Source organism: Celeribacter neptunius (genome assembly GCF_900113955.1).
GTDB lineage: Bacteria > Pseudomonadota > Alphaproteobacteria > Rhodobacterales > Rhodobacteraceae > Celeribacter > Celeribacter neptunius.
The window spans coordinates 144,121-165,478 of sequence record NZ_FORH01000009.1; the positions used below are offsets into that span (position 1 = coordinate 144,121).

Consider the following 21,358-nt stretch of genomic DNA (forward strand, 5'->3'; position numbering starts at 1 on the left):
TGCGTCCTCGCGGGTTTCTCATGTGTTCCGTGTTCGAAACACACCTAATGGCAATGCGACGATGCGCAAACAGGAGTCAGGGCGCACAATCGGTGCGCAAACGCACATTTGCCGCAGGCCCTGCGTGGCAAAGAAATTGCGAACGGGGCCTGGCTTGCCTATAAGAAACCCATCCTGACGCTCAAAGGGCATTTCGGACGACCCCGTGGCGCTGATCGCCATTGAGGCCTCAAGACGAAGGACATGACATGACCCGTATTCTGACAGCTCTCTTCACCATGATCGCGATGCCGGCTCTGGCCCATCCGGGCCATATCGGCGAGATTGCCGGCCACAATCACTGGTTGGCGGGGGCGGCCATCGGCGCGGCGATCGCGATTGCGATCTGGGGCGCGATCAAGGGCAAGAAGGAAGAGGTCGAAGAGGCCGAGCTCGAAGAAGAGATCGAGGCTGAGCCGCAAGAGGCCTGAGCCGCTTCTCGCCGCGCACCCTGTTTTGCCGCAACATGGCTGTGGCAAAAACGTAGCTGCAGCAAACATGTGACTCTTTGCACCTGCGGCACAACTGATCCTTTGGGTTAACTTGACGGAAACGATGTTCGCGTCATCCTTGAACGCGAAGGGGCCTCTCCCGAAAGAGCGGCCCCGCGACGACTTGCGAAGGGACGGCTTGTGGAGGGACTCATGTCTGATTTTTTGCCCAAAGAGGTGCGCGAGGGGCTCGAACTGGCTCGCAAACGCGATCTCAAGCGCCGCTCGCGGCTGCGTGTGCGGGTGGGGGACGAGACCTATCCGATTCTGCGCAGCTGGGAAGACGGTTTTGCACTCGACCGCGACAATGCCGATCATCTGCGTGGGTTGGTCGATGTCTATGACGGCACCCGCCACCTCTATCAGGCGCTGATCGTGGCCTCGACGGACGATGGCCATGAGATGAGTTTCGAATTCAAACGTGCCACGCCCGCGAGCGACAAGCCGCCGCTGGATTACCTCCGGGCCGAGGATGCGCCGGTGGCGCTTCTGGGCCGCGATTGAAATCGGGGCGAAGAGATAGAATGCAAAAAGCCGGTGCGAGATGTGCACCGGCTTTTTTTATGTTCTCTGCGCCCCAGATCACTGAAGATCGCTGAACGCCTCTTTCAGGCGATGACAGGCGGTTTCGACGATGCTGCGCGGCGTGGCGAGGTTGAACCGCAGGAAGTTCTCGCCGCCCAGCCCAAAGGTCGGCCCGTGATTGGGGGCGATATGCGCCTGTTTCTCCACCCGGGCGGTGAATTCTTCGCGCGACATGCCGGTGCCGGAGAAATCGACCCAGGCCAGATAGGTGGCCTCGAGGGGCATCGAGGTGAGGCCCGGGATCTCGGCAATGGCGGCGTCAAAGAGCTGACGGTTGCCGTCGAGATAGGCGGTCAGCTCATCGACCCAGGCCGCGCCTTCGGGCGAATAGGCGGCGGTGGCCATCTCCAGACCAAAGGAATTGGCGGAAATCCCCAGCGCGGCCATGCGGCTCGCGAAAGTGGCGCGGAGCTTCGGATCGGCGATGATCACATTGCCAGAATGGGTGCCGGCGATGTTGAAAGTCTTGGTGGTGGCCGACATCATGATCAACCGATCGGAAATGCCCTCGATCAGCGCCATCGGCGTGTGTGTGTGGCCCGGCATCACCAGATCGTGGTGGATCTCGTCAGAGACAAGGATCAGGTCGTGACGTTTGCAGAAATCCGCGACGCCTTCGAGTTCGGCGCGGGTCCAGACGCGCCCGCCCGGGTTATGCGGCGAACAGAGCACCAGCATGGTCTCCTTGCCGCTCATCTGCGCGTCCCAGGCGTCGAAATCCATTTGGTACTTGCCGTCCACCAGCGCCAGCGGGCATTCGACCACGTCGCGCCCGGCGGCTTTGATCACCCGGTGAAAGGCGTGATAGACCGGCGTCATCAGCACCACGCCATCGCCCGGCTGGGTAAAGGCATCGACGCAGAGCGCCGTGCCGTTGACCAGCCCGTGGGTGGTAAAGATCTCTTCCTCGCCGACGGACCAGCCGTGGCGGGTCTTCATCCACCAGATGATCGCCGCCTTGTACGCGCTGTCATCGCCGAAATAGCCGTAGATGCCATGGGCGGTCATTTTTTCCAGCGCCGCCTGCACCGAGGCCGGCGGGCGGAAATCCATATCCGCGACCCACATGGCGATCCCGTCTTCGGCGGGGACACCGTAGAGATCCTCCATCTTGTCCCATTTGGCACAATGGGTTCCGAAACGCGGGATGATCGGGTCGAACAGCGGATTGGTCATGAAGCTTCCTTCGGAGTTGCGGCGGTGCGCGTGGCGTCTGATATCGAGGCAGAGCCTAATCCGGCATGTCGGCGGAGGAAAACTGAAAATCCCGCAGGAGGGGCTGGGCGTTTTCGCGCGCCTCCCAGTTGCGCGGGACGAGCGCATCGCCTAAATGCAAGGCATGACGCTGAAACCGATCCTGATCCATCCCGACCCGCGCTTGAAGAAGCATTGCGACCCCGTGACCGAGTTCGACAAAGATCTCGCACGGTTCGCCGATGATATGCTCGAGACCATGTATGAGGCGCCGGGCATCGGCCTGGCCGCGCCACAGGTCGGACTGATCAAGCGTATGCTGGTGATGGATTGCGCTAAGGAAGCCGAAGGCACGCCGGAGCCGATGGTGCTGATCAACCCGGAAGTGACCTGGAAAAGCGAAGAGCGCAATGTCTACGAAGAGGGCTGTCTCTCGATCCCCGGCCAATATGCCGAGGTGGAACGCCCCAAGATGGTCCGCGTCAGCTGGCAGGATGTCGAGGGCAAGCCGCATGAGCAGGAGTTCGACGCGCTTTGGGCGACCTGCGTGCAGCATGAGATCGACCATCTCGATGGCGTTCTCTTCATCGATTATCTGAAACCGCTCAAGCGTCAGATGATCACCCGCAAGATGCAGAAGCTGAAACGCGAAAAGGCCCGCGCCTGATGGCGCTGCGCGAGATCCTGCTCTGGCCAGATGCGCGTCTGAGCACGCTCTGCGCCCCGGTGGCGGAGATCACGGATGAGATCCGCACACTGGTCGCCGATATGTTCGAGACCATGTATGCCGCCCCGGGCCGGGGGCTGGCCGGGCCGCAGGTCGGTGCGATGCTGCGGCTTTTTGTGATGGATGCCACTTGGAAAGAAGGCGAGAAGACGCCGCAGGTGGTGATCAATCCCGAGATCGTTTTTCTGTCCGATGAGACCTGCGAGATGGACGAGGGCTGCCTGTCGATCCCGGGCATCACCGTCGCCGTGACCCGACCCGAGAGGATCACCCTGCGTTGGTCCGATCTTGACGGCGTCACTCATGAGCGCGAAATGACGGGCGCCGAGGCCCGCATCGCCCAGCATGAGTTCGACCATCTCGACGGCCTGGTGCATTTCGACCGGGTGGACACGAAGACCCGTGCCCGGCTTGAGGAGATCTACGGATGACGCATATCCCCACTGAGCGGCCTTTCCTGCCCTATCCCGACAAGCGCCTGAAAACCGCCGTGCCGCCGGTCGCGGAGATCACCGATGAGATCCGCAATATCTGGGCCGATATGGTCGAGACCATGGATGCCATGCCGGGCTACGGTCTTGCCGGGCCGCAGATCGGGGTGATGCAGCAACTCGCCGTGGTCGATTGTTCCGACGAGCGCGGCAAGGCGGTGCTTCTGGCCAATCCGGAAGTGCTGCATGCCTCGGCGCAGCTGCGCGAGCATGAAGAAGCCTCGCCGAACCTGCCCGGCATGTCCGCCGCGATCTCGCGTCCGCGTGCCGTGACCGTGCGGTTTTTGAACGTGAACGGAGAGATCGAGGAGCGCGATTTCGTCGGGCTCTGGGCCACGTCGGTGCAGCATCAGATCGATCACCTGAACGGCAAGATGTATTTCGACCATCTGAAACCGGTGAAGCGGCAGATGTTCCTGAAAAAGGCCAAGAAGATCGGAGCGATGAAATGACCGGGAAAATGCGCGTGATTTTCATGGGCTCGCCCGAGTTTTCCGTGCCCGTGCTCGACGCGCTGGTTGAGGCCGGCCACGAGATCGCCTGTGTCTATTGCCAGCCGCCGCGCCCGGCGGGGCGTGGCAAGAAAGACCGCCCGACCCCGGTGCAGGCCCGCGCCGAAGAGCTTGGTCTTCCTGTCCGCCATCCGAAGAATTTCAAGGACCCCGCCGATGTCGTGGAGTTCGAGGCGCTCGAAGCCGATATCGCTGTGGTCGTCGCCTATGGGCTCTTGCTGCCGCAAAGCATTCTCGATGCGCCGAAACACGGCTGTCTCAACATTCACGCCTCGCTCTTGCCGCGTTGGCGCGGGGCGGCGCCGATCCATCGCGCGATCCTTGAGGGCGACGTGATGTCCGGCGTCTGCATCATGCAGATGGAGGCGGGGCTCGACACCGGCCCGGTGCTGTTGCGTCAGGAGACCGAAATCACCGCGGAAGACACCACCGCGACCCTGCATGACCGTCTGTCCGAGATGGGCGCCGAGGCCATTGTCACCACGCTCGACGTGTTGAATCGCCTCGCGCCGGAGGCGCAGCCGGATGAGGGTGTCACCTACGCCAAGAAAATCGACAAGGCGGAGGCCAGGATCGACTGGACCCGCCCGGCCGCCGAGATCGACCGGCAAATTCGTGGCCTCTCGCCTTTCCCAGGCGCCTGGGCCACTTTGAATGGCGAGCGGATCAAATTCCACATGTCGCGTGTGACCGATGGCAAAGGTGCTCCCGGCGAGGTGATCGGAACCTTCACCATTGCCTGCGGGGAGGGCGCGGTGGAAATTCTCACTGCGCAGCGCGAGGGCAAACGTGCTATGCCGGTGGTAGAGATCCTGAAAGGGCTGGAGCTGCCGGAGGGCAGCCGGTTCGACTGATCCGCCTTTTGCGGTCCATCCCATGATCCTGCCAGAAGCCGAGGAGCCGCCATGTTTCCAATGTTGATCGGAACCGTCGTGATCGCGGGGATCGTCGGCTATGCCTGCGAGAAGACCGGCTTCACCCGCAACGGTTACCTGCAATCGATCATCATCTGTGTCGGCGGCGCGTTTCTCGCCTATTTCGTCAAGCTGATGTTCGGCATCGGTTTTCGATTGCCGGGTCTCAATGCGATTGCCGCCTCTTTGGGCGCGCTGATCATTGTGCCGACCCATTGGCGCAAGAAGCGATAGGAGGTTGCCATGCCCGTGCTGTTCCTGATCATCGTCGGTGCCGCAGCCGGGTTCATCGCCACACGGGTGATGGATCTCAAGACCGATATGATCACCACGATTGTCATCGGCATGGCCGGCGCGCTGATCGGCGGGCTGGTGCTGCGCTTTCTCATGCTGCTCACCGGCATGGCGGCGGGGTTCGTCGGTGCCGTGTTGGGCGCGATCATCCTGATCTGGGCCTATAAGGCGATCACGGGGCGGAAATGATGTTCCTCCTCTCCATCCCCGGCATGTTTGCCCGCATCCTGCTGAGCATGGCGCTTTGGCTGATGTTCCGCCCGGGCGGCTGGCTCGTTGCCTGTTGCCTGGCGGTGGCCGCCACCTGGTATATCAAGGTCTGAGGCGGTTCAGCCCTCAGGGTTTCGGTGGCCGCGATTTATAGACCGGCAGGGACCAGCCCCAGAGCATGCTGCCGGCGCGCAGCACAAAGGTGACCGCGGCACAGATCGAGAATTCCGCGATCCGGGGCGCGTCAAAATAATTTGCGGTCAGCAAAGCCAGCCCGCCGGCAAGTGCGGCGGAAGCATAAAGCTCGCCCTGTTTGAGGATGAGCGGCACTTCGTTACAGACCACATCGCGCATCAGCCCGCCGAAACAGCCGGTCGCGACCGCCATCAGCGCCACGATCACCGGCGGTTGGCCGAGTTGCATGGCGACACCGGCACCGGCCGCCACGGCGGTGGAGAGCGCAACCGCATCGGCCCATTCGAGCGCTTTCAGCCGGCTTTCGAACAGATGCGCGGTGAAGAACAGCAGAAATGCCACCAGACAGGCGATGAGGATATAGCTGGGTTCGGCGATCCAGAACACCTGATCGCGGTTGAGCAGCACATCGCGCAGCGTGCCGCCGCCGACGGCGGTGAGGCAGGCGATAAAGGCAAAGCCGACGATGTCGAGCTGGGCGCGCGAGGCCGCCAGCGCGCCGGAAATGGCAAAGACCACCACGGCCGCGAAGTCGAGCGCGGCCAGGGGTGTCATACGCCGGCCTTTTTGAACGGCGCCATGCCGGCGCGGGCCAGTTCGTCGGCGCGCTCGTTTTCCGGGTGGCCTGCGTGGCCCTTGACCCATTCCCATGTCACATTGTGGCGCTTTTGCGCCTCGTCGATGCGCTGCCAGAGATCGACGTTTTTCACCGGCTTCTTGTTCGAGGTCTTCCAGCCGTTGCGCTTCCAGCCGTGAATCCAGCCGGTGACGCCGTTTTTGACATAGGCGCTGTCGGTGATGACGGTGATTTCGGACGCCCGTTCGAGCGTTTCGAGCGCGGTGATCGCGGCCAGAAGCTCCATCCGGTTGTTGGTGGTCTCCGCCTCGCCGCCCTTGAGCTCGCGCTCCTTGAGGACGGTCTCGCCATCCTTTGCCTGAAGAAGCGCGCCCCATCCGCCGGGGCCCGGGTTTCCGGAGCAAGCCCCGTCGGTATATGCGTAGAATTTAGCCATGACAAAGCAGGGTGATATAGGCCCCTGCGGTGCCGTCAAGCCCCTTGCCGGAGAAGTGCCGCAGGTTGGAAATTGTAAATCCGGTGCCGGCGAGCAGGTCGCGCAGCTCCTCTTCGGAATAATAGCTGTAATAGCGGCCGATCTTGTCGGGGCCGGCGCCACGGCCGAGCTTCATCGCGATGTGAAAGTGCCCGGCGGGTTTCAACGCGCGATGGATGCGGGCCAGCACATCGGGCAGCGCCTCTTTCGGCAGGTGCAACAGGCTGAAATTTGCCCAGATGCCGTCGTAGCCCGCCTCGGCGTTCAACTCATCGAACCGCGCCTGACGGGCGGTGACGCCGGGGTGTTGCCCGGCCAGGGCAATCATCGACGCGGAAGCATCCCAGGCGCTGACGTCAAAACCCTGATCGGCGAACCAGGCGGCATATTGGCCGGGGCCACAGCCGAGATCGAGAATTCTGGCGCCTTTGGGCAGCGTGGCGGCAAAGGCCTCGGCATCGGCGCGGGCGTCATAGATGCTGATGGTCTCTTCGGCCCCGAAGGGCGCGGGGCTTTGGTCCGGGGCTTCGCTCATGCCCGTTCCAGCGCCAGCTTGGCGCCGAGCCCGGCAAAGGAGGCGGCAAAGATCCGGCGCATCCAGCGCATGGCGGACTCATTTTCAACCACACGGGCCCGCAGGAAACCGGCGGCTAGGGCGTAGAGCAGGAAGACGGCAAAGGTCATGGTCACGAAGCCAAAGCCCAGTTCGATCAGAAGTGCGGTGGCATCGGGAGCGCCCACCGGAATGAACTGCGGCAGGAAGGCGACGAAGAACATCGGCAGTTTCGGGTTCAGGAGGTTCAAGAGGATGCCGCGCCAGATGAGCCGCGCGGGGCTTTGCTGGCTCCGGTCCGGGGTAACTTGCAATGCGCCTGTGCCTTTGAGCGTGCCCCAGGCCATGTAGAGAAGATAGGCGACACCAGCGTATTTGATGGCAGAGAACAGAAGCGCCGAGGTCTGCAACACGGCGGCGAGCCCGGCAAGCGCCACGCCGAGATGCACCACGGTGGCCAGCGTACAGCCCAGCACCGCCCAGAGCCCGGCGCGCAATCCCCGCCCCAGTGTGGTCGAGAGTGTGTAGATCACCCCGATGCCCGGGGCGAGGCAGACGATAAAGGCGGTCAGCAGGAACTCGATACTCATTTTTCAATCTCCTCGGAATATATCTCGGGTGCGGGGCAGGGCTCAGGCCGGTTCGCGCAGCACGCGCGGCACTTTGAATTCGACATTCTCCTGCGCCGTTTCCACCAGCTCGACGGTGACGTCATAGCGGGCTTTGAAGGCGTCGATCACCTCGTTGACCAGTACCTCAGGGGCAGAGGCGCCGGCGGTGATGCCGATGGCGCGAATGCCTTCGAGTGCGCGCCAGTCGATATCGGTGTCGCGTTGCACAAGCTGGGAATAGGCGCAGCCATTGGCCTTGCCCACTTCCACCAGACGTTTGCTGTTCGAACTGTTGGGCGCGCCGATCACCAGCAGCGCGTCGATCTCGGAAGAGATGGCTTTCACCGCCGCCTGACGGTTGGTGGTGGCGTAACAGATGTCTTCCTTGTGCGGGCCGACGATCGCCGGGAAACGCGTGCGGAGTGCGGCAATCACATCGACCGTATCATCGACAGAGAGCGTGGTCTGGGTGATGAAGGCGAGACGCTCCGGGTCGCGCACGTCGAGCCCCGCGACATCCTCGGGCTTCTCGACCAGAAGCACTTCGCCATCGGGCAATTGCCCCATGGTGCCGATGGTCTCCGGGTGACCGGCGTGACCGATCATGATCATCTGCAGGCCTTCGGCATGGTGGCGCTCGGCCTCGATATGGACCTTGGACACCAGCGGGCAGGTGGCATCGACATAGACCATTTCGCGCTTGGCGGCCTCTGCGGGCACGGCTTTCGGCACCCCATGTGCGGAGAAGATCACCGGCCGGTCATCGGGGCAATCCGCGAGCTCCTCGACAAAAATCGCACCCTTGGCCTTGAGCCCGTCGACCACGAATTTGTTATGCACGATCTCGTGGCGGACATAGACCGGTGGCCCCCATTTCTCGATCGCCATTTCGACGATCTTGATGGCCCGGTCGACACCGGCGCAAAAGCCGCGGGGGGCGGCGAGGTACAGCATGAGAGGGGGTTTGGTCATAGCGCGCTCCTGATCCCTCAAAGAGGTATCGGTGAACGGCCCCGATTTCAATCGCTCAAAAGAAAAGCCCCCGGGCAGGGGGCTTTCGATCGCGACCGGAGAGCGCTGCGGGCGGGGCTTTCGGTCCGCCCGCGTTGCGGCTCAGTTGTCGTAATCCTCGTCGTCGCGCGGCTCGCGCGGCGGGCGTCCGATCACGTCTTTCAGCTCGCTCAGCTCGATGAACGTGTCGGCCTGGCGGCGCAGCTCATCGGCGATCATCGGCGGCTGGGTGCGGATCGAGGACACGACGGAGACGCGCACGCCCTGACGTTGCAGGCTCTCGACCAGCGGGCGGAAATCGCCATCGCCGGAGAACAGCACGATGTGATCGACATGCGGCGCAAGCTCCATCGCGTCGACCGCGAGCTCGATGTCCATGTTGCCCTTGATCTTGCGACGGCCCATGGAGTCGGTGAACTCCTTGGCCGGTTTGGTGACCATGGTGAACCCGTTGTAGTTCAGCCAGTCCACGAGCGGCCGGATCGGCGAATAGTCGTCGTTTTCCAGCAGCGCGGTGTAGTAGAAGGCGCGCAGCAACTTGCCGCGACGCATGAATTCCTGACGGAGCAGTTTGTAATCGATATCGAATCCAAGCGATTTTGCGGCCGCATAAAGATTCGAACCATCGATGAACAAGGCAAGCCGTTCATCTTTGTAAAACATTTAATCAGTCCTTTTACATTCTTGTCTTTTTTGGGCGGGCCACGCTGCAGCCTGCCTGTTTTTCTTGGCTTTCTGAGATGTTGGATAGTATGAAACGCGGCGAAGCAAAACTTGTCTAAAAATATAGGATGGTTGAGATCTTGCCGCGAGAGACACCGGTGGATTGGGCGAAAATACGCGCATGGGTTGCATTCGGGGCGAACCTGCCGTCCGACAACGGGGCGCCGATCGAGACGTTGAAGGCCGCCGTGGAAGGGCTTCGGGCCGAGGGCATCAGGCTCTGCGGCCTCAGCCGTATCTATGAAACGCCGTGTTTCCCGGCCGGTGCAGGGCCGGATTATATCAATTGTGTCATGGAGTTATCCAGTTCTTACGCGCCGGAAGACCTGTTGCGGGCCTTGCATCGCGTCGAACAGGATCTTGGCCGTGTGCGCAAGCGCCGCTGGGCCGGTCGCACCATCGATCTCGACCTCCTGGCGATGGATCAACAGGTCCTGCCGGATGCGAAATCCGTAAAACTCTGGATTGATTTACCAATTTGCGAACAAAGCGTACGGGCGCCGGATCAGCTCATTTTGCCGCATCCGCGCATTCAGGATCGCAGCTTTATGCTGATTCCCTTTGCCGATCTGGCCCCCGATTGGCGGCACCCTCTGCTCGGCAAAACCGTGCAGGAGATGCTGGATGCGCGGCCGGAATCGGAGAAAACCGAGGTCAAAGCCCTCGAAGGCGTCGAAATCCCGCTCGATTAGACGGCAATTCGCGGGAAAGGGCGCTTGTCAAGCTTCCTCTGAGGTCCTAAATAGGGCCTTTGTATCAGACCCCCGTCATTCCAACGATTGGAGATCCCATGGCCCGCGTGACCGTTGAAGATTGCGTCGACAAGGTTCCGAACCGCTTCGAGCTGGTGATGCTCGCCGCACATCGTGCGCGTGAGATCGCTTCCGGCGGTGCGCTGACCGTCGATCGCGACAATGACAAGAACCCGGTCGTGGCGCTGCGCGAGATCGCGGAAGAGACCCAGTCCGCCGATAGCCTGCGCGAGCGGATGATCGAGTCCCATCAGACCCAGATCGAGGTCGATGAGCCGGAAGACGATCAGATGGCCCTGCTGATGGGCCAGGAGGCCGACAAGCCGGCCGAGGACGACATGTCCGAAGAGAAACTGCTGCGCGCCCTGATGGAAGCTCAAGGTCAGCAGTAAGGCGCATGCGCCGCCAAGATGGAGTTCGCGGACCAAAATGATCGACGTCGAAGACCTGATCGCCCTGGTCCGCAACTACAACCCCAAGACAAATGCCGACCTCATCCGCGACGCCTATGCCTATGGGCGTGAGATGCATGAGGGGCAGTTCCGCCGCTCCGGCGAACCCTATTTCACCCATCCCGTTGCCGTTGCCGCGATCCTGACCGAGCAGGCGCTCGATGATGCCACCATCATCACCGCGCTTTTGCACGACACGATCGAGGACACCCGCGCCTCCTACTCCGAGGTCTCGCGGCGGTTCGGCGAAGAAGTGGCCGAGCTGGTGGACGGGGTGACCAAGCTCACCAATCTGCAGCTCTCCTCGACCGAGACCAAACAGGCGGAGAACTTCCGCAAACTGTTCATGGCGATGTCGCGCGATCTGCGGGTGATTCTGGTGAAACTCGCCGACCGTCTGCACAATATGCGCACGATCAAATCGATGCGGCCCGAAAAACAGCTCCAGAAAGCCCGCGAGACCATGGATATCTTTGCGCCTCTGGCGGGGCGCATGGGCATGCAATGGATGCGCGAGGAATTGGAAGATCTGTCGTTCCGGGTGATCAACCCGGAGGCACGCAATTCGATCATCCGGCGGTTTATCCTGTTGCAGCGCGAGACCGGCGATGTGATCCACAAGATCACCAATGACATTCGTGCCGAGCTCGACAAGGAGGGGATCGACGCTGATGTTTTCGGCCGGGCCAAGAAACCCTATTCGATCTGGCGCAAGATGGAGGAGAAGCAACAGAGCTTCTCCCGTCTCTCCGACATTTACGGTTTCCGGGTGATCACCCGCTCCGAGATGGATTGCTACCGCGTCTTGGGCGTGATCCATCAGCGTTGGCGCGCCGTGCCGACCCGCTTCAAGGATTACATCTCGCAGCCGAAATCCAACGGCTACCGTTCGATCCACACCACCGTGTCGGGGCGTGACGGCAAGCGCGTCGAGGTACAGATCCGCACCCGGCAAATGCACGAGGTGGCCGAAAGCGGCGTGGCGGCGCATTGGTCCTATCGCGATGGCGTGCGGGCGCAGAACCCCTTTGCCGTCGATCCGGCGAAATGGCTGGCGCAGCTCAGTGAACGGTTCGAGACCGCCGAGGATCATTCGGAATTCCTCGAGCATGTGAAGCTCGAGATGTATTCCGACAAGGTCTTTACCTTCACCCCCAAGGGCGAGGTGGTCAGCCTGCCGAAAGGTGCGACGCCGCTGGACTATGCCTATGCGATCCACACGCGGATCGGTGACAGCTGTGTCGGTGCCAAGGTGGACGGTATCCGTGTGCCGCTCTGGACCCGGCTGAAGAACGGCCAGGCGGTTGAGATTCTCACCGCCGAGGGCCAGCGGCCGCAGGCGACCTGGCTCGATATCGTGGTGACCGGCCGTGCCAAGGCGGCGATCCGCAAATCTCTGCGCGAAGAGGATCGCGAGCGCTTCGTCAAACTCGGCCGCGAACTGGCGCGGGTCGCCTTTGAACATGTCGGCAAGAAAGCCTCGGAAAAGGCGCTGGCCACCGCGGCGAAACAACTGTCTCTCGCGGGAACAGAAGAGCTTCTGGCCCGGCTCGGCTCTGCCGAATTGACCGCCTCCGATGTGGTGCGGACCGTCTATCCCGAACTGGTGCGCGAGAGCGATACGATCGATGCCAATCGCGCGGTGCTTGGCCTCTCCGAGGGCGAGAGCTATAATCGCGCGCAATGCTGTCAGCCGGTGCCGGGCGAGCGCATCGTCGGCATCACCTATCGCGGCAAGGGCGTGGTGATCCATGCCATCGATTGTCCGGCGCTCGAAGAGGTCGAGGGCGAGAGCAACCGCTGGGTCGATCTGCAATGGCACGCCGGGCCTCATGCTGCCGATCACACCGTGTCGCTCGATATCACGATTTCGAATGACACCGGGGTGCTTGGCCGGATCTGCACGCTGATCGGTGAGCAGAAAGCCAATATCGCCGATCTGAATTTTATCGATCGTACGCCGGATTTTTACCGTTTGATCGTAGATGTCGATCTCAGGGATGTCGAACATCTCCATGCGGTGATGCTGGCGCTGGAAGCGGAAAGTGAAGTGGCACGGGTACGCCGATACAGAAATCTGGACATGCGGCCTTAAACGGCCGGGCCGAAGGGGCACAGGGGTCACGTGGTATTCAAACGCCGGGAAAAACTTAAGCCGCTGGAATGGCTGGCCCAGGTGTTCTGGCCCAGGGGCGGCTGGTCGCGCGCCGTGCGCTACCTGCGGCACCGGTTGCACCGTCTTCCCGACACGCCACACAAGATCGCCCGGGGCGTCTTTGCCGGGGTGTTCGTCGTCTTCACGCCGCTCTTCGGCTTGCATTTCCTCCTCGCCTTTCTGCTGGCCAAGCTGATGCGCGGCAATGTCATCGCGGCGCTTCTAGCAACCTTTGTCGGCAATCCGCTGACCTATGTGCCGATCGGGGTGATCTCGATGACCAGTGGGCATTTCATCCTCGGCACAGAGTTCGATCATCATCACGACCGCAGTTTTGTCGGCAAATTCTTCGATGCGGCGGACGATCTCTGGTCGAATTTCTTTGCGCTGTTCACCGACCGCGACGCCAATTGGGACGGGCTCATCCGGTTCTTTCACGAGGTTTTCCTGCCCTATGCCGTCGGTGGTATCATTCCGGGGATCATGGCCGGGCTTGCGGCCTATTATCTGATCCTGCCGATGGTTGCCGCCTATCAGCACCGCCGTCGCGGCAAGCTCAAGGCCAAGCTCGAAGAGCTGCGTCGCAAAAAGGCGGCGCAGAAAAAATCCGCCGTGAAGCCCTCGCCGACCCACGAATGACGGCGGACCCCGCTGGTCGCGGCTATCGCGCTCTGTCGCACAGGGCTTGATCGGTCCCATCAGCGATTGTCGGTTTTCTTTCACGCCCATAGCGCTATGGTCCGGTCCAACGACCTGGCCTATTGAACCATCAGGAATCCGATCATGAGCATTTTGCCCCCGCTGCGCCTCGGCATGAATATCGACCATGTTGCCACCGTGCGAAACGCCCGTGGCTCGGCCTATCCGGACCCGGTCAGGGCGGCGAAACTGGCCGAGGAGGCGGGTGCCGACGGCATCACCGCGCATCTGCGTGAAGATCGTCGTCATATCACCGACGCGGATATCGAGGCGCTGGTGGCGAACCTGTCGGTGCCGCTCAATCTGGAAATGGCCGCGACCGACGAGATGCAGAAAATCGCGCTGCGCCACAAGCCGCATGCGATCTGTCTGGTGCCGGAAAAGCGCGAGGAACGCACCACCGAGGGTGGGCTTGAAGTGGCGCGCGAGGAAAACCGTCTGGCGCATTTCATCGCGCCTTTGCGCGAGGCCGGCTCGCGCGTGTCGATCTTCATCGCCGCCGATCAGCCGCAGATCGAGGCGGCGCACCGGATCGGTGCCGCCGTGGTCGAGCTGCACACCGGCGCCTATTGCGACCTGCATGCCGAGGGCAAATTCGCCGAGCGCGACGAGGAGCTCAAACGTCTGACCGAGATGGCCAGCTTTGCCGCGGGGCTCGGGCTCGAGGTCCACGCCGGCCACGGGCTGACCTATGACACGGTGAAACCGATCGCCGCCCTGCCGGAGATTGTCGAGCTGAACATCGGCCATTTCCTCATCGGCGAGGCGATCTTCCGCGGCATCGCGCCCGCCATTCAGGAAATGCGGCGCCTGATGGACGAGGCCAGGGCCGAGGCCGGGGGCTCCCGGTGATCCCGTTTCACGATCTCTGGCCGATTCTGGTCGGTTGGGCGATTGCCGTCGGCTCACCCGGTCCGGCGGTTCTGGCCATCGTCGGCGCCGCGATGGGCGGCGGACGTGGCAACGGGTTGGCGCTCGCCATTGGTGTCTGGGTTGGGTCGCTGATCTGGGCCGTGGTGGCCGGGCTGGGGCTGAGTGCCGCCATGCTCGCCCATGTCTGGCTGATCACCGCGCTGCGCTATGCCGGCGCTGCTTACCTGTTGTTTCTGGCGCTGAAATCGGCGCGGGTGGCGCTCTCGAAAGGTGAGGCCCGGGTGCGCGCCGTGCAGGAGCCTTTGCGTCTCTCCTGGCTCCGGGGCTTCACCATTCACCTGACCAATCCGAAAGCCATTCTGTTCTGGGGTTCGCTCTACGCGGTGATCATCCCGCCCGGCTCCGAACCGATCGCGCTCTTGCAGGTCGGCGCCTCCTGCCTCGCAGTCTCCTTTGCCGTGATGTGCCTGATGGCGCTGGCCTTTTCGACCCGCATCATCGCGCGGGGCTATCTCAATGCACACCGGGTTTTCGAAGCCGCTTTCGCCGCGCTCTTTGGCTATGCTGCGCTCAAGGTTCTGACGGCAAAGGTGGTCGCATGATCCTTGGCATCGGCACGGATCTCGCCAATATCGACCGGATTTCCGGCACGATCGAGCGCTTTGGCGAGCGGTTCAAGAATCGCGTCTTCACCGAGGTGGAACAGGCCAAGGCCGAGCGTCGCCGCGATGTTGCCGGCACCTATGCCAAACGCTGGGCCGCCAAGGAGGCCTGTTCCAAGGCGCTGGGCACCGGGCTTGCCATGGGCATCTCCTGGAAGGACATGGCGGTCAGGAACATGCGCACGGGGCAGCCGGTGATGGAGGTCACGGGCTGGGCCAGGGAGCGGCTCGACGAGATGACACCGGCGGGTCATGAGGCGATCATCCATGTGACGCTGACCGACGATCATCCCTGGGCACAGGCCTTCGTGGTGATCGAGGCACGGCCCCTGCCGCCTGAATATGCCGGTTAAACGTGTGAAATAGCCGCAAAACCCCGGCTTCACGGGGCTTTGCCTTGACAGCCATTGCCGCGGCTTTCATATCCCGCGTGAGCAATTGCCACTCCCCAAAGGAACAGATGATGAGCAGTACCAAGGACAGCCTGACCGAGACCGTGAAAACCGTGGTCTATGCCTTGTTGATTGCCGGGGTGTTCCGCACCTTCTTTTTCCAGCCCTTCTTCATCCCGTCTTCCTCGATGAAGGATACGCTGTTGATCGGTGATTTCCTCTTCGTCAACAAGATGAGCTACGGCTATTCGCAATGGTCCTGCCCGAAGGTGCTCAATTTCCTCTGCCCGATCTCGGGGCGCATCCTTGGCTCCGAGCCGGAACGCGGCGATATCGTGGTCTTCGAACACCCGACCCAGCACCGCACTTTCGTCAAGCGCCTGATCGGCCTGCCGGGGGATCGGGTGCAGGTCAAGAATGGTGTGGTCTTTATCAATGGCGAAGAAGCGAAACAGACCGACGACGGGGCGTTTATCGAAACCTTCGAGAAACAGGGCGCCGCGGGACGGCATCCTTCCTGTACCAACACCCCGGGCGAGGGCGGTGATTGCGTGAAGGAGAAATATATCGAGACCCTGCCGGGTGGGCATCAGCACTCGATCCTCAACATCCGCACCACCGGGGTGGACAATACCCCGGTCTATACCGTGCCCGAGGGCAATTACTTCTTCATGGGCGACAACCGCGACAACTCCGCCGACAGCCGCATCCCGCAGGAAGCCGGCGGTGTCGGCTACGTGCCCGAGGAATATCTCGTCGGCAAGGTCAGCCGGGTGATTTTCTCCGCCGCCGGCACCCGCCTGGTCTATTTCTGGACCTGGCGCAAAGACCGTTTCTTCAAGGCGCTGCAGTGAAGATTTCCGCCGATCTCCAGGCGTTTCAGAAACGTCTCGGGCATGAGTTTTCTCAGCCGGAACTTCTGGTGCGCGCGCTCACCCACAGCTCGATTTCCTCGCCCACCCGGCCCGACAACCAGCGGCTCGAATTCCTGGGCGACCGGGTTTTGGGCCTGACCATGGCCGAGGCTCTGTTCGAGGCCGACAAGACCGCTTCCGAAGGCCAGCTCGCGCCGCGGTTCAACGCATTGGTGCGCAAGGAAGCCTGCGCCGATGTGGCGCGTCAGATTGATCTGGGCGCGGTGCTGAAACTCGGCCGTTCCGAGATGATGTCGGGGGGGCGCCGCAAAGAGGCGCTTCTGGGCGATGCGATGGAAGCGGTGATCGCCGCGATCTATCGCGATGCCGGGTTCGATGTGGCGAAAAAAGTGGTGCGCAAGCTCTGGGGCAAGCGCGTCGATCAGGTCGAAGAGGATGCCCGCGATCCCAAGACCGCGTTGCAGGAATGGGCGCAGGCCCGTGGACAAAAGCCCCCGAAATATGCGGAACTGTCCCGCAAGGGCCCGGATCACGCGCCGGTCTTCACCATCGAAGTGACGCTCGAGAGCGGTGAGGCGGAGCAGGCTGAGGCCAATTCGAAACGACAGGCCGAACAGGCCGCTGCCAAGGCGCTCTTGAAGCGACTCGAGGCGAAATTGGAGGCCAAAAAGAATGGCTGAGACGGAAACCACACGCGCCGGCTTTGTCGCCCTGATCGGCGAACCCAATGCCGGGAAATCGACGCTGTTGAACCGCATGGTCGGGGCGAAAGTATCGATCGTCACCCATAAGGTGCAGACCACCCGCGCCCGCATTCGCGGCGTCGCGATCGAGGGCGACAGCCAGATCGTCTTTGTCGACACGCCCGGCATTTTCAAACCGAAACGCCGGCTGGATCGCGCGATGGTCAGCGCCGCCTGGGGCGGGGCTGCGGATGCCGATATCGTCGTCTTGCTGATCGAGGCACACCGCGGCGTGACCGAAGGGGTCGAGGCCATTTTGGCCGCGCTCGATGAGCATTCGAACCCCAATCAGAAAGTCGCGCTGGCGATCAACAAGATCGACATGGTGGATGTGGAGAAACTTCTCGCGATCACCAAGGACATGAACGAACGCCGTGACTTCGTCGAGACCTTCATGATCTCGGCCGAAAAGGGCAAGGGCGTGAACGATCTGCGCAAATGGCTGGCCAAGGAACTGCCGGAAGGCCCGTGGCTCTACCCGGAAGACCAGATTGCCGATCTGCCGATGCGGATGATCGCCGCCGAGATCACGCGTGAGAAACTCACCCTGAACCTGCATCAGGAATTGCCTTACCAGCTCACCGTCGAGACCGAGAACTGGGAAGAGCGTAAGGACGGTTCCGCCAAGATCGATCAGGTGGTCTATGTCGCCCGCGACGGGCACAAGGGCATCCTCCTGGGCCATCGGGGCGAGACGATCAAACGGATTTCGCGCGCCGCGCGCGAGGAGCTCTCCGAATTCCTCGGCCGCAAGGTGCATCTGTTCCTGCAGGTGAAAGTGCGTCCGAACTGGCTCGAAGAGGCCGAGCGCTACGGCGAGATGGGGCTCGATTTCAAGGATGGCAACTGAGCCCCACCGGGGCTCATTCGCTCTTTTGCGCTTTTTTTGAACCGGACCAGTGCCGCCATGTTCAGGATGAAGTTCAGGAGCAAAAGCGCGAAGCCGAGGAAGGTCAGGAGCATTGCGGGCCGGGCCGGCATTCCAATGAGCGTCGGGGCGACGACCAATGCGGCTCCGACAAGCATGAGCACGAGAAAAAGCGGGTTCGGTTTATATTTCTGTTCGGCCATGGTGCGCTCCTTGGGCTGCAGTTCTTGAAATCGGTTTCCTGTGCGGTTTATGGCTTCAGAAGAAGGGCTACGGGCCGATAAAGCAACGATTTTGCCCGGGTTGCCTCGGGTGAGGGTGTGAAAATGCGGCTGACGGCTGAAATATGGACTTCTGCTTATCTGACGCGGCTCAGGCTCAACGATATCCCGGCCTTTGTCGTCAAGAAGGGCGATGCCACGGCGGGCGCTGTGCTGGTGAAGCTCAACACGCTCGACGGGCAGGCCAAGGTGTTTCAGCGTGAATTCAACCTGATGGAAGATCGCCGGGACTGGGCGGTTCTGGCCGAGGGGGAGGAGCGCGACGTCGATGCCTCTTTGGCGAAACAGCGCAGCTTTGACCCGGATCTCTGGATCATCGAGGTCGAGGACCGTCTGGGCCGCACGCTTCTCGATGAGCCGGGGCTCAACGAATGATCCGCGCGTGACGCGCGATTGACCTTGCGCCTTGGCCGGGCCAGTCTCACTCAAGGATTTGAAGCAAAAGAAGCAGGCGCATGATCGAGTGGCGCGATGAAGGGGTGGTGCTGTCGCTCCGCAAACATGGCGAGACCTCGGTGATTGTCGAGGTCTTCACCGAAGACCATGGGCGTCATGCCGGCGTGGTGCGCGGCGGCATCTCGCGGAAAATGTCGCCGCATCTCCAGCCCGGCGGGCAGGTGGCGGTGACCTGGAAAGCCCGACTCGAGGATCACCTCGGCAGTTTCACCTTCGAACCGCTGAAAAGCCGCGCCCATGTGCTGAGCGATCCTTTGGCGCTGTCCGGCATGACGGCGATGACGGCGATGCTCGCCTTCCTGCTGCCGGAACGTGAGGCGCACGCGTATCTCTATGCCGAGAGCCTCGCGCTGTTCGACCGTGTCGGGACGGACCCGATGTGGCCTCTGGCCTATCTGCATTGGGAGGTCTCGCTTCTGGAGGAACTGGGCTTTGGTCTCGATCTCTCAAGCTGCGCCGTCACCGGCTCACCCGACGATCTGATCTATGTGTCGCCCAAGACCGGCCGCGCCGTGTCGCGTCAGGGCGCCGGGGACTGGGCGGACCGGCTGTTGCCGCTGCCGCAATGTCTCCTGGGGCAATCCTCGCTGGATTTCACCGAGATCGGTCAGGGGCTGACGACCACCGGGCATTTTCTTGCCAAGATTATCGCGGAACTGTCTGACCGGCCTTTGCCGGCGGCGCGCAACCGGTTCCTCGACCGGCTGGCAAAAAAGGCGGCGCAGGAGGCACCGCCTTTCTAACGCGTTGCTGCGGGGGCTGGATCAGCCGAGCAGGCGGCGCGCGATCACCTGCGCCTGAATCTCGCCGGCGCCTTCGAAAATGTTCAGAATGCGGGCATCGCAGAGGATGCGGGAGATCTGATACTCAAGGGCAAAACCATTGCCGCCATGGATCTGCAGCGCATTGTCGGCGGCGGCCCAAGCGACACGGGCGCCCAGAAGCTTCGCCATGCCGGCCTCAAGGTCACAGCGCTGGCCGTGGTCCTTTTCCCAGGCAGAGTAATAGGTGAGCTGACGCGCCACCATGATCTCCACCGCCATCATCGCCAGCTTGCCGGAGACGCGCGGGAATTCGATCAGCGACTTGCCGAATTGCTTGCGTTCCTCGGCATATTGCATGCCGACTTCCAGCGCATTCTGTGCCACGCCGATGGCGCGGGCGGCGGTCTGGATGCGGGCGCTCTCGAAAGTCTGCATCAGCTGCTTGAAGCCCTGACCTTCGACCCCGCCGAGAAGGTTCTTGGCGTCGACCTTGAACCCGTCGAAACCCAATTCGTATTCCTTCATGCCGCGATACCCCAACACCTCGATCTCGCCACCGGTCATGCCCGGGGTGGGGAAGGGGTTGGCGTCATCGCCCGGCGTCTTTTCGGCCAGGAACATCGACAGGCCCTTGTAATCCGTGGTGTCCGGATCGGTGCGGGCCAGAAGCGTCATCACATGGGTGCGCGCGGCGTGGGTGATCCAGGTCTTGTTGCCGGTCACCGTATAGGTCTCGCCCTCTTTCACCGCGCGGGTGCGCAGGCTGCCGAGGTCGGAGCCGGTATTGGGTTCGGTGAAGACGGCGGTGGGCAGGATCTCGGCCGAGGAGAGTTTCGGCAGCCACTGTTCCTTTTGTTCCTCGGTGCCGCCACCCAAAATGAGCTCGGCCGCGATCTCGGAGCGGGTGCCCAGCGAGCCGACACCGATATAGCCGCGCGACAGCTCTTCGGACACGACGACCATGGCGGCTTTCGGGAAGCCGAAGCCACCGTATTCCTCGGGGATCGTGAGGCCGAACACGCCCAGTTCGGCCAGCTCCTCGATGATTTCCATCGGGATGAACTCGTCCTTCAGGTGCCAGTCGTGGCAGAACGGCGCGACCTTTTCATCGGCAAAGCGGCGGAACTGCTCGCGCACCATCTCGAGCTCGTCATCGAGACCGGAGGCGCCGAATGTGGCATGGCCGTGGTTGTCACGCATCAGGGTGACGAGGCGCGAGCGGGCGGAGACCGAATTGGCCTCGAGCATCAGCTTGACCACCTCCTTGTGGCTCGGCTGGACGATGCCGAGACCGAGGTCGGACAGGCGACAGATTTCGCCCTGATTCATCGGGATGCCGCCGTAGATCTGGTTCAGATATTCGCCGAAAGCAATCTGGAGGATCAGTTGTTCCATTTCGCCGAATTTGCCCTCGGTCGAGAGCGCCTCGGCCCATTTCTGCATCTGCCGCAGGCTCTCGACATAGGTGGCGAGCCAGGCCAGCCCGTGGGCTGCGGTCTGATTGGCTTCGAGCTTCTTGCCGGAAATGCGATCGCCATCGAGGAATTCGGCTTTCAATGCCGCACGTGCACGGTCGAGCAGCGCCTCGGCGGGGGCCACGGCGGCACCGGTCAGGGCCAGAAGATCGGGCAAAATGGGGTTCGACATGGTCATCTCCTGTTGATCTAGGGCCATGGGAATCTCTCCTCCTCAGGTTCTGGACCTGTCTAATCCCTTCGCAGTCGCAGCGCAATAATATTTTGTCTGATAGTTTCTGTCTGATCGAAAATGTCGCAATGACCAAT

Annotated in this window: 30 protein-coding genes; 21 read left to right on the forward strand and 9 right to left on the reverse strand. The window is 61.9% G+C overall.

Annotated elements, in window-relative coordinates; all coding sequences use genetic code 11:
• The first annotated feature begins 248 nt into the window (after positions 1-248).
• Together BM151_RS19420 and BM151_RS19425 are read left to right on the forward strand one after the other, a co-directional pair.
• The gene (locus BM151_RS19420) at positions 249-470 is read left to right on the forward strand and encodes a DUF6732 family protein (protein WP_090062783.1); all 222 of its coding nucleotides are present in this window, start codon (positions 249-251) and stop codon (positions 468-470) included.
• A gap of 213 nt (positions 471-683) precedes the next feature.
• Positions 684-1,034: a hypothetical protein gene (locus tag BM151_RS19425; protein WP_090062785.1), complete on the forward strand. Its 351-nt coding sequence runs from the start codon at positions 684-686 to the stop codon at positions 1,032-1,034.
• A 78-nt stretch (positions 1,035-1,112) separates the two neighbouring features.
• On the opposite strand, the gene BM151_RS19430 is transcribed toward BM151_RS19425, so the two are convergent.
• The gene (locus tag BM151_RS19430) at positions 1,113-2,291 is read right to left on the reverse strand and encodes a MalY/PatB family protein (protein ID WP_090062788.1); all 1,179 of its coding nucleotides are present in this window, start codon (positions 2,289-2,291) and stop codon (positions 1,113-1,115) included.
• Between the two features lie 163 nt (positions 2,292-2,454).
• Here BM151_RS19430 and def (BM151_RS19435) point away from each other — a divergent pair, with 163 nt between their 5' ends.
• Genes def (BM151_RS19435) through BM151_RS21980 form a run of 7 tightly spaced genes read left to right on the forward strand, consistent with a single transcriptional unit; the run spans position 2,455 to position 5,570 of the window.
• Positions 2,455-2,976, forward strand: coding sequence for a peptide deformylase (gene def, locus BM151_RS19435; protein WP_090062922.1), 522 nt, complete (start codon positions 2,455-2,457; stop codon positions 2,974-2,976).
• Positions 2,976-3,467, forward strand: coding sequence for a peptide deformylase (def, locus tag BM151_RS19440; RefSeq protein ID WP_090062790.1), 492 nt, complete (start codon positions 2,976-2,978; stop codon positions 3,465-3,467). Before def (BM151_RS19435) ends, def (BM151_RS19440) begins: the two co-directional genes overlap by 1 nt.
• The gene (gene def / locus BM151_RS19445; protein ID WP_090062793.1) at positions 3,464-3,979 is read left to right on the forward strand and encodes a peptide deformylase; all 516 of its coding nucleotides are present in this window, start codon (positions 3,464-3,466) and stop codon (positions 3,977-3,979) included. Before def (BM151_RS19440) ends, def (BM151_RS19445) begins: the two co-directional genes overlap by 4 nt.
• A gap of 8 nt (positions 3,980-3,987) precedes the next feature.
• A complete protein-coding gene (gene fmt, locus BM151_RS19450) occupies positions 3,988-4,893 on the forward strand; it encodes a methionyl-tRNA formyltransferase (protein ID WP_090062925.1) in 906 nt (301 codons plus the stop codon).
• Between the two features lie 51 nt (positions 4,894-4,944).
• Entirely contained in the window at positions 4,945-5,187 is a 243-nt protein-coding gene (locus BM151_RS19455; RefSeq protein ID WP_090062796.1) for a hypothetical protein, read from the forward strand.
• 9 nt (positions 5,188-5,196) lie between these two features.
• A complete protein-coding gene (locus BM151_RS19460; RefSeq protein ID WP_090062799.1) occupies positions 5,197-5,436 on the forward strand; it encodes a GlsB/YeaQ/YmgE family stress response membrane protein in 240 nt (79 codons plus the stop codon).
• Positions 5,436-5,570: a hypothetical protein gene (locus BM151_RS21980; RefSeq protein WP_281245335.1), complete on the forward strand. Its 135-nt coding sequence runs from the start codon at positions 5,436-5,438 to the stop codon at positions 5,568-5,570. The genes BM151_RS19460 and BM151_RS21980 overlap by 1 nt, the downstream gene beginning before the upstream one ends.
• Positions 5,571-5,583: 13 nt before the next feature.
• Here the strand turns inward: BM151_RS21980 and BM151_RS19465 are convergent, their stop codons facing one another.
• From BM151_RS19465 to BM151_RS19490, 6 genes are all read right to left on the reverse strand, one after another.
• A complete protein-coding gene (locus tag BM151_RS19465) occupies positions 5,584-6,207 on the reverse strand; it encodes a trimeric intracellular cation channel family protein (protein WP_090062801.1) in 624 nt (207 codons plus the stop codon).
• On the reverse strand, positions 6,204-6,665 hold the full coding sequence (rnhA, locus tag BM151_RS19470) for a ribonuclease HI (RefSeq protein WP_090062803.1): 462 nt from the start codon (positions 6,663-6,665) through the stop codon (positions 6,204-6,206). The genes BM151_RS19465 and rnhA overlap by 4 nt, the downstream gene beginning before the upstream one ends.
• Positions 6,658-7,239, reverse strand: a complete 582-nt coding sequence (locus BM151_RS19475) for a class I SAM-dependent methyltransferase (protein ID WP_090062805.1) — start codon at positions 7,237-7,239, stop codon at positions 6,658-6,660. Before BM151_RS19475 ends, rnhA begins: the two co-directional genes overlap by 8 nt.
• Positions 7,236-7,847 (reverse strand): LysE family translocator, encoded by a 612-nt coding sequence (locus BM151_RS19480; protein WP_090062807.1) that lies wholly within the window; start codon positions 7,845-7,847, stop codon positions 7,236-7,238. Before BM151_RS19480 ends, BM151_RS19475 begins: the two co-directional genes overlap by 4 nt.
• 42 nt (positions 7,848-7,889) lie before the next feature.
• A complete protein-coding gene (gene ispH / locus BM151_RS19485) occupies positions 7,890-8,840 on the reverse strand; it encodes a 4-hydroxy-3-methylbut-2-enyl diphosphate reductase (RefSeq protein ID WP_090062809.1) in 951 nt (316 codons plus the stop codon).
• A gap of 141 nt (positions 8,841-8,981) precedes the next feature.
• The gene (locus BM151_RS19490) at positions 8,982-9,542 is read right to left on the reverse strand and encodes a LabA-like NYN domain-containing protein (protein WP_090062811.1); all 561 of its coding nucleotides are present in this window, start codon (positions 9,540-9,542) and stop codon (positions 8,982-8,984) included.
• Between the two features lie 128 nt (positions 9,543-9,670).
• Between BM151_RS19490 and folK the strand changes: the two genes are divergently transcribed.
• The 10 genes from folK (at position 9,671) to era (ending at position 18,055) form a co-directional block, all read left to right on the forward strand.
• Entirely contained in the window at positions 9,671-10,294 is a 624-nt protein-coding gene (gene folK, locus BM151_RS19495) for a 2-amino-4-hydroxy-6-hydroxymethyldihydropteridine diphosphokinase (protein WP_090062813.1), read from the forward strand.
• A 98-nt stretch (positions 10,295-10,392) separates the two neighbouring features.
• Positions 10,393-10,746, forward strand: a complete 354-nt coding sequence (gene rpoZ, locus BM151_RS19500) for a DNA-directed RNA polymerase subunit omega (protein ID WP_090062815.1) — start codon at positions 10,393-10,395, stop codon at positions 10,744-10,746.
• Positions 10,747-10,783: 37 nt separating this feature from the next.
• On the forward strand, positions 10,784-12,901 hold the full coding sequence (locus BM151_RS19505; protein WP_090062817.1) for a RelA/SpoT family protein: 2,118 nt from the start codon (positions 10,784-10,786) through the stop codon (positions 12,899-12,901).
• Between the two features lie 30 nt (positions 12,902-12,931).
• Positions 12,932-13,600 carry a DUF2062 domain-containing protein gene (locus BM151_RS19510; protein WP_090062819.1) on the forward strand — a complete coding sequence of 223 codons (669 nt, stop codon included), beginning with the start codon at positions 12,932-12,934 and terminating at the stop codon, positions 13,598-13,600.
• 144 nt (positions 13,601-13,744) lie between these two features.
• Positions 13,745-14,512 (forward strand): pyridoxine 5'-phosphate synthase, encoded by a 768-nt coding sequence (locus tag BM151_RS19515; protein ID WP_090062821.1) that lies wholly within the window; start codon positions 13,745-13,747, stop codon positions 14,510-14,512.
• Positions 14,509-15,135: a LysE family translocator gene (locus tag BM151_RS19520; RefSeq protein WP_245781271.1), complete on the forward strand. Its 627-nt coding sequence runs from the start codon at positions 14,509-14,511 to the stop codon at positions 15,133-15,135. Before BM151_RS19515 ends, BM151_RS19520 begins: the two co-directional genes overlap by 4 nt.
• Positions 15,132-15,548 carry a holo-ACP synthase gene (acpS, locus tag BM151_RS19525; protein ID WP_090062823.1) on the forward strand — a complete coding sequence of 139 codons (417 nt, stop codon included), beginning with the start codon at positions 15,132-15,134 and terminating at the stop codon, positions 15,546-15,548. Before BM151_RS19520 ends, acpS begins: the two co-directional genes overlap by 4 nt.
• Positions 15,549-15,658: 110 nt before the next feature.
• Entirely contained in the window at positions 15,659-16,441 is a 783-nt protein-coding gene (lepB, locus tag BM151_RS19530) for a signal peptidase I (RefSeq protein WP_090062930.1), read from the forward strand.
• A complete protein-coding gene (rnc, locus tag BM151_RS19535; RefSeq protein WP_090062825.1) occupies positions 16,438-17,142 on the forward strand; it encodes a ribonuclease III in 705 nt (234 codons plus the stop codon). Before lepB ends, rnc begins: the two co-directional genes overlap by 4 nt.
• The gene (gene era / locus BM151_RS19540; protein WP_090062828.1) at positions 17,135-18,055 is read left to right on the forward strand and encodes a GTPase Era; all 921 of its coding nucleotides are present in this window, start codon (positions 17,135-17,137) and stop codon (positions 18,053-18,055) included. The genes rnc and era overlap by 8 nt, the downstream gene beginning before the upstream one ends.
• Here the strand turns inward: era and BM151_RS19545 are convergent.
• Positions 18,016-18,276, reverse strand: coding sequence for a hypothetical protein (locus BM151_RS19545; protein ID WP_090062830.1), 261 nt, complete (start codon positions 18,274-18,276; stop codon positions 18,016-18,018). The two genes, era and BM151_RS19545, sit on opposite strands and share 40 nt — an antisense overlap.
• 117 nt (positions 18,277-18,393) lie before the next feature.
• Between BM151_RS19545 and BM151_RS19550 the strand changes: the two genes are divergently transcribed.
• Both BM151_RS19550 and recO read left to right on the forward strand, forming a co-directional pair.
• Positions 18,394-18,729 (forward strand): DUF1491 family protein, encoded by a 336-nt coding sequence (locus BM151_RS19550; protein ID WP_177213232.1) that lies wholly within the window; start codon positions 18,394-18,396, stop codon positions 18,727-18,729.
• 80 nt (positions 18,730-18,809) lie between these two features.
• Complete coding sequence (gene recO / locus BM151_RS19555; RefSeq protein ID WP_090062834.1) at positions 18,810-19,553, forward strand: DNA repair protein RecO; 744 nt, start codon at positions 18,810-18,812, stop codon at positions 19,551-19,553.
• A 21-nt stretch (positions 19,554-19,574) separates the two neighbouring features.
• Here the strand turns inward: recO and BM151_RS19560 are convergent, their stop codons facing one another.
• Positions 19,575-21,248 (reverse strand): acyl-CoA dehydrogenase family protein, encoded by a 1,674-nt coding sequence (locus BM151_RS19560; RefSeq protein ID WP_090062836.1) that lies wholly within the window; start codon positions 21,246-21,248, stop codon positions 19,575-19,577.
• Positions 21,249-21,358 lie beyond the last annotated feature (110 nt).